The organism is Acinetobacter lactucae, from assembly GCF_013344765.1.
Taxonomy (GTDB): domain Bacteria; phylum Pseudomonadota; class Gammaproteobacteria; order Pseudomonadales; family Moraxellaceae; genus Acinetobacter; species Acinetobacter lactucae_A.
In genome coordinates this window covers 1-2,708 of the sequence record NZ_JABVBF010000262.1, presented here as the reverse complement: position 1 = coordinate 2,708, position 2,708 = coordinate 1, and the positions used below count along the sequence as shown (strand labels likewise).

The window sequence follows — 2,708 nt, the reverse complement described above, 5'->3', positions numbered from 1 at the left end:
GTAATAAATATTTTCCAATGGATTAAGAGTACTTTAATTTAGCTTAGTTAGAAGCCAATAATATCCACAATATATGCGTAGAGGGAAGAAGATTAGATATAAGCTTCAATATTCTTAAGTACTTGTGAAACGAAAAATTCTTTTTCCCCTACTGGAGCAATATAATTTATAACATCTTTAGCCTTATCAATGCCCTCTAATCGAGCAATTACCTAGGCTGCAAGGTAGGTAGAAGGTAAGCAACCTCCAGCTGTAGCAATATTATTTTTTTTGAAAAAATGTTGGTTCAATACTGATATGCTAGCTTCGATGACCCAAGGTTTTGTAGTTAAATCCGTGCATCCAGGAATACCATTTAGTAGACCTAATTTTGATAAAATTAATGTATCTGAACACTGGGCTCCTATAAGTTGTCGTGAAGGATCAAGTTTTAATTGACTCATTATTTCATGATCTAAAACAATTTCTCTAGTTTTTGTCCCACTACCAATCAATACTGCATCGGTAGTTTGAACATCTGTTAAGCAGGATTTTGCTTGGATAATTAACCCATTCATTATTATCTTAAAGTAGAATCTATAGACAAAAATCGAACTCGAAATCTGAACCGAATGGACGAGCCATGTCTAAAGTGATGGCCATGTTTAATGGATATGGGCGTGGAGCAGAGTTAAGTTGTGCTGGAGGCATAGCGAATAAACCTTACATAAATTGTATTCTTCGAATAGCGCTTGGAGTTTGTCCACACCAATTTTTAAAGGCTCTACAAAAGTTAGCTTCATCCTCATATTTCATTTTAGTTGCAATCTCTTCAATAGTTAAATGGGTGTTACGTAAAAGCCAAATAGCATCTTTTAACTTAGCTTGTTTTATTAATTCTGAATATTTACTTCTTTTTTAGTTTTAATTCTCTAATAATGGTAATTACGAAGTTTACACAGCATTCTTGAAATAAATATAGCTCGATTGAATGCAGCACAACTACTGTGAGTTTTGTTGGTAAGGGATATTTTTTAATGTTTGAATATCTGTAGCGTTCTCACGATTGATAATTTTTAATCATCTCTACTTAAAATTTCTAAAATATGGGATGAGCACATTTGAAATGGAGCAACTGTCGCAACATAAATTCACTTAATTGAAAGTATAAGCTTATAAGGTGGGTAAAGTTGAATTTAGTTAAAGATAAAGCTTATGATTTGTTTATCTCAGTTAAGAAATATTTAGATTAGTAAAATTGAGCGATGAGTCGAGATCATTGATTGAATTCAGCATAAAATTGTAAAATTTAGTCTTTTGGACTCGAACAATCCACCTTTAGAGAGGTGGATCTGTGATTGTTAAAAAAGTTTTCTAATTTCCAAATTGATAATAAATTGTATAGAAGATATACTTTTTTGGATTTAATTTAATTTTTTAAGGGCAATATAATGTCTACAGGAAAAAATATAGCAATTGTGGGTGCAACTGGTGCTGTTGGGCAAGAAATTTTAAAAGTTCTTGAGCAAAGGCAATTTCCTGTAGAGCATATAGTCTGTCTAGGTTCAGAAAGATCAAAAGGAAAGCTAGTAAATTTCTCTGGCAAAGAATATGAAGTAAAATTATTAGCTGATGAAAGTTTTGAAAATATTGATATTGCTTTTTTTGCAGCAAGTGGTGAGGTTTCAAAACAATATATTCCTAAAGCAGTTTCAATGGGAGTGATATGTATTGATAACTCTTCAGCTTATCGTTTAGACGAAAGTGTACCTTTAATTGTTCCAGAGGTTAATCCTTCCGATGTGAAGTTACATAAAGGAATTATTGCAAATCCAAATTGTTCAACGATTATAGCTACAGTTCCTTTGTGGCCCTTAACTCAGTTATCAAAAATAAAAAGAATTATCGCATCTACTTATCAGGCTGCCTCTGGTGCTGGTATAGAGGGAATGAATGAATTATTACATTCTACTGAAGCTTTATTAAATAAGCAGGATTTTGAACCTAAAGTATTTAAAGAAAATTATGCTTTCAATGTGTTTAGTCATAATTCACCAATCAATCAAGATAATGGATATAATCAAGAGGAAGAAAAGTTAATTAATGAAACTCGAAAAATTTTCCATGATAATGAAATAAAAATTTCAGTAACATGTATTCGTGTTCCTGTAATGCGTGCACATTGTGAATCTATTATTGTTGAATTTGAAGAAAAAGTAGAAGTTGACGAAGTAAGGGCTGTTCTGAGTAGTGCGCCAGGAGTTAAAATTTGTGACGATAGAGAAAAAGAACTTTTTCCTACACCGATTAAAGCTAGTAATCAAGATGATATTTTGGTAGGTCGTATTAGAAAAGATTTAGGTGACCCAACAGGTAAATCTATTGCACTATTTATTTCTGGTGACCAAATCCTAAAAGGTGCTGCATTAAATGCAGTACAAATAGCAGAATTATTATAAAAATATAATTTTTTAAAGAATAATTAAAAGCTATTTTAATTAAGCAGTAGGCTTTGTTTTAAATAAAGCCTACTGTAATAAACTTATCATACTAAACTATAGTTATGGAAAATTTTACCTTTTTCTAAAAGAAAATGATGGATTTTAAGTTTTAGTCTGTTGAAGTAACTAATTGTTAAATAAAAATTATGAAATAATTATAAAAATAATATATTAAAAAAGTTGAAAAAAAAATAAAAAAAAGTATTCTATAAGTACCAAGCTTATATG

The 2,708-nt window shown here is 30.6% G+C and carries 3 protein-coding genes; 1 reads left to right on the top strand and 2 read right to left on the bottom strand.

Annotated features, from left to right (window positions below):
* Positions 1-212: 212 nt before the first annotated feature.
* Together HUN22_RS16425 and HUN22_RS18395 are read right to left on the bottom strand one after the other, a co-directional pair.
* A complete protein-coding gene (locus HUN22_RS16425; protein ID WP_174731614.1) occupies positions 213-557 on the bottom strand; it encodes a hypothetical protein in 345 nt (114 codons plus the stop codon).
* Positions 558-702: 145 nt separating this feature from the next.
* Positions 703-873, bottom strand: coding sequence for a helix-turn-helix domain-containing protein (locus HUN22_RS18395; protein WP_174731617.1), 171 nt, complete (start codon positions 871-873; stop codon positions 703-705).
* Between the two features lie 557 nt (positions 874-1,430).
* Between HUN22_RS18395 and HUN22_RS16415 the strand changes: the two genes are divergently transcribed.
* Positions 1,431-2,438 (top strand): aspartate-semialdehyde dehydrogenase, encoded by a 1,008-nt coding sequence (locus tag HUN22_RS16415; protein WP_174731610.1) that lies wholly within the window; start codon positions 1,431-1,433, stop codon positions 2,436-2,438.
* The last annotated feature ends 270 nt before the right edge of the window (positions 2,439-2,708 follow it).

Excerpts from the sequence above, each read along its gene's own strand:
- HUN22_RS16415 (WP_174731610.1), top strand. The coding sequence starts at position 1,431 with ATGTCTACAGGAAAAAATATAGCAATTGTGGGTGCAACTGGTGCTGTT.
- HUN22_RS16425 (WP_174731614.1), bottom strand. The coding sequence starts at position 557 with ATGAATGGGTTAATTATCCAAGCAAAATCCTGCTTAACAGATGTTCAA.